General features: G+C 61.4%; 2 protein-coding genes. Both read right to left on the bottom strand.

The window, feature by feature from the left end:
* Positions 1–77: 77 nt before the first annotated feature.
* Entirely contained in the window at positions 78–1,487 is a 1,410-nt protein-coding gene (gene mapR / locus ACRESD_RS14830) for a GntR family transcriptional regulator MpaR (RefSeq protein ID WP_431751600.1), read from the bottom strand.
* A 102-nt stretch (positions 1,488–1,589) separates the two neighbouring features.
* Positions 1,590–2,288, bottom strand: a 699-nt coding sequence (locus tag ACRESD_RS14825) for a 4Fe-4S dicluster domain-containing protein (protein WP_431751599.1), incomplete at its 5' end; no start/stop codon positions are given.

The following is a 2,288-nucleotide window of genomic DNA, read 5'->3' as shown; positions in this document are numbered from 1 at the left end:
CGCTCCCACATTGGAATGCATTTTAAATGTGGGAGCGGGCTTGCCCGCGAAGGCGCCAGAAGGGACGACTCAATCATTTAGAACGACCGCACAATCCGCCCCAATGTCTCCATGGCTCGCTCCGATGTTTCGGTCCACGGGCTGCCGTAATTCAAGCGAATGCAATTCCTGAAGCGCTGGGTTGCCGAGAAAATCGGCCCCGGCGCGATGCTGATGCCTTGGGCCAAGGCCATCTGGAACAGCTTGAGCGAGTCAGTCTGCTCCGGCAGTTCCAGCCACAGGAAATACCCACCGGCCGGCTGGCTGACCCGCGTCTGTGCAGGAAAGTAACGGGCGATGGCAGCGAGCATGGCGCTCTGCTGTTCCTCCAGGGCATAGCGCAGTTTGCGCAGGTGCCGATCATAGCCGCCATGTTGCAGGTAGTCGGCAATCGCCGCCTGCGCCGGCATGGACGGGCACAACGATGTCATCAGCTTCAAGCGCTCGACCTTCTGCGCAAAGCGCCCGGCCGCCACCCAGCCAACGCGGTAGCCCGGCGCCAGGCTCTTGGCAAACGAACCGCAATGCATCACCAACCCTTCGGTGTCGAAGGCCTTGGCCGGTTTTGGTGCCTGTTGCCCGTAGTACAACTCGGCGTACACATCGTCCTCGATCAATGGCACCTGGTGGCTGCGCAGCAGTTCCACCAACGCCTGTTTCTTGGCTTCCGGCAGCGTGGCGCCCATGGGGTTCTGGAAGCTAGTCATGGTCCAGCACGCTTTGATCGGGTAGCGTTCCAGGCTTTGTGACAAGGCATTGAGGTCGATGCCATCACGCGGGTGCACGGGGATTTCCACGGCCTTGAGCTTGAGGCGCTCCAGCACTTGCAGGCAGGCATAGAACGCCGGGGCTTCGATGGCCACCAGGTCGCCGGGTTCGGTCACGGCTTGCAGGCACAGGTTCAGGGCTTCGAGGGCGCCGTTGGTGATCAGCAGTTCTTCCATGGGCAGCATCAGCCCGCCAACCATATAACGCAGGGCAATCTGCCGGCGCAGTTGCGGGTTGCCCGGCGACATGTCGGTGACCACCAGGCGCGGGTCCATTTCACGGCCGGCGCTGGCCAGGGAGCGGGCCAGGCGTGGCAGCGGGAACAGCATGGGGCTGGGGAAGGCCGAGCCGAAGGGCACGGTGTTCGGGTCCTTGATGGAGTCGAGTACCGAAAACACCAGTTCGCTCACATCCACTTCGGTGGACTCATGCACCTGTTCGCTCACCACCGGCTCGGAAAAAGGGCTGGGGGCGTGGGAGTTGACGAAGTAGCCCGAGCGTGGCCGTGCGCGGATCAGCCCACGGCGCTCCAACAGGTAATACGCCTGGAACACCGTGGACGGGCTGATGCCATAGGCCTGGCTGGCATAGCGTACCGACGGCACCCGCTGGCCAGGGCCGAGGACGCCGGAGCGGATCAGTTCTGCAATGTCATCGGCGAATTTTTCGTAGCGTTTCATGGCGGCCTTAAACAAATTCTTTGGTCTGAACACGGTTGAAAATGTGGGAGGGGGCTTGCCCCCTCCCACAGTAGATCTCCAGTGTTTTCGCAATGGCAATTCTTAGCGGTTCAGCGGTGCTACAAAACGGCTGTCGGCGGCGCTGTAGATCCACGGCTCATCCACATCCGTTACCTTGAAGCGCAAGGCCTGGGAACTGCTGGCTGGTTTCTCCGCCAGCAGCACCACCGATACCGGTATATCGCTGATTTCCCCCGGCGCCAGGCTGATCTCGGTCTTGCCTTGTAGCTGGAAGCCTGCGGCGTCTTCCAGTTCCAGGCGGTAGTCCTGGCGTTGCTGGGTCTTGTTGATGACCTTGAGGCTGTAGATGTTTTCGATCAAGCCCTGGCTGTTCTCGCGGAACATGCCGCGGTCCTTGGTCACGTCCAGCGACACCATCGGCCGGCCCACCAGGGCCACCACCAGCGCGGCGATCATCACCAACAGCACGGCACTGTAGCCGATCAGGCGTGGCCTGAGCAGGTGGGTTTTGCCGCCTTGCAATTGATGTTCGGAGGTATAGCTGACCAAGCCACGGGCATAACCCATTTTGTCCATGATCGAATCACAGGCGTCGATACACGCCGCGCAGCCGATGCATTCCATTTGCAGACCGTCGCGGATATCGATACCGGTGGGGCAGACCTGCACGCACAGCTGGCAGTCGATGCAGTCACCCAGGCCGACTTCGGCGGGTTTCATCTCGCGTTTGCGCGGGCCACGGTGTTCGCCACGGGCCACATCGTAGGAAATGGTCAGGGT

The sequence above is a fragment of the Pseudomonas sp. genome (assembly GCF_050739995.1).
Taxonomy (GTDB): domain Bacteria; phylum Pseudomonadota; class Gammaproteobacteria; order Pseudomonadales; family Pseudomonadaceae; genus Aquipseudomonas.
The sequence above is the reverse complement of the archived record's forward strand: the minus strand, read 5'-3'. Positions and strand labels throughout refer to the sequence as shown.